Here is a 1,022-nt window from a genome sequence, read left to right as displayed (position 1 = left end):
GTGGATGTTGCCACGCCAGTGGTGACGGAGGCGTTGGTGAAATACCACTCTGACTGTTTCGGGCATCTAACCTTGGGCCGTGATCCGGTTCGGGGACAGTGTCTGGTGGGTAGTTTAACTGGGGCGGTTGCCTCCTAAAGAGTAACGGAGGCGCCCAAAGGTTCCCTCAGCCTGGTTGGTAATCAGGTGTTGAGTGTAAGTGCACAAGGGAGCTTGACTGTGAGACGGACGTGTCGAGCAGGAGCGAAAGCTGGGACTAGTGATCCGGCACCGGCGTGTGGAAGCGGTGTCGCTCAACGGCTAAAAGGTACCCCGGGGATAACAGGCTGATCTTCCCCAAGAGTCCGTATCGACGGGATGGTTTGGCACCTCGATGTCGGCTCGTCGCATCCTGGGGCTGGAGTTGGTCCCAAGGGTTGGGCTGTTCGCCCATTAAAGCGGCACGCGAGCTGGGTTTAGAACGTCGTGAGACAGTTCGGTCCCTATCCGCTGTGCGCGTTGGAGACTTGAGAAGGGCTGTCCCTAGTACGAGAGGACCGGGACGGACGAACCTCTGGTGTGCCAGTTGTCCTGCCAAGGGCATGGCTGGTTGGCTACGTTCGGGAGAGATAACCGCTGAAAGCATCTAAGCGGGAAGCTTGCTTCGAGATGAGGTCTCCTGCCTCCGTGAGAGGGTAAGACTCCCTGTAGATGACGGGGTTGATAGGCTGGATGTGGAAGCCCTGTGAGGGGTGGAGCTGACCGGTACTAATAGGTCGAGGGCTTGTCCGCTGCAGATAATTGGGTGTTCGCGCATATTCTGTTCACACGGTTTTCCTGTGCTCGGGTGGGGTTTTCCTGTTCGGGTGTGGGTGTTTGGTTTCCGTGGTGGTTATGGTGGGAGGGTCACACCCGGTCTCATTTCGAACCCGGTCGTTAAGTCTCCTTGCGCTGATGGTACTGCCCTGTGGTGGGGTGGGAGAGTAGGTTGCTGCCACGGTTTTTCTTGGGAGGGGTCCTGTTTTGCGGGGCCCCTCTTTTTT

The 1,022-nt window shown here is 57.6% G+C and carries 2 rRNA genes; both read left to right on the top strand.

Annotated elements, in window-relative coordinates:
* Nucleotides 1–771 (top strand): 23S ribosomal RNA (locus D474_RS0127095); the annotation flags it as partial.
* Nucleotides 772–863: 92 nt separating this feature from the next.
* Nucleotides 864–979: ribosomal RNA gene (gene rrf, locus D474_RS0127090) — 5S ribosomal RNA — on the top strand.
* Nucleotides 980–1,022: the final 43 nt, after the last annotated feature.

The sequence above is a fragment of the Nocardiopsis salina YIM 90010 genome, assembly GCF_000341025.1.
GTDB classification, from domain to species: domain Bacteria; phylum Actinomycetota; class Actinomycetes; order Streptosporangiales; family Streptosporangiaceae; genus Nocardiopsis; species Nocardiopsis salina.
The sequence above is the reverse complement of the archived record's forward strand: the minus strand, read 5'-3'. Positions and strand labels throughout refer to the sequence as shown.